The organism is Pseudoalteromonas sp. 120-MNA-CIBAN-0494 (genome assembly GCF_040308885.1).
Lineage (GTDB): Bacteria > Pseudomonadota > Gammaproteobacteria > Enterobacterales > Alteromonadaceae > Pseudoalteromonas > Pseudoalteromonas nigrifaciens.
Window position 1 is genome coordinate 1 of record NZ_JBEOOE010000141.1, and the last position, 276, is coordinate 276.

Genomic DNA, 276 nt, shown 5'->3' on the forward strand with positions numbered 1-276 from the left:
GTATTGCCTACCTTTCAATTGCAGAAGCTGATTGGGACAATGCCCCTGATTTACCAGAGCAATTTTATCAAGCAGCTAGAGCTGAATTTTCTGGGCGTATTATTTACGCTGGTAAGTACACTGTTGAAAAAGCGGTGGCGATGTTAGCTAAAGGCTACGGTGATTTATTTGCTTTTGGTCGCCCTTTTATTGCAAACCCTGATTTACCAGCGCGCATAAAAAATCAATGGCCATTAAATGAAGCCGATGCAGCCACTATGTATGGCGGGACTGAGC

The 276-nt window shown here is 43.8% G+C and carries 1 pseudogene; it reads left to right on the forward strand.

The features are described 5' to 3' along the window. Window positions 1-276, forward strand: a pseudogene (locus tag AAEY55_RS18295) (alkene reductase); the annotation flags it as partial.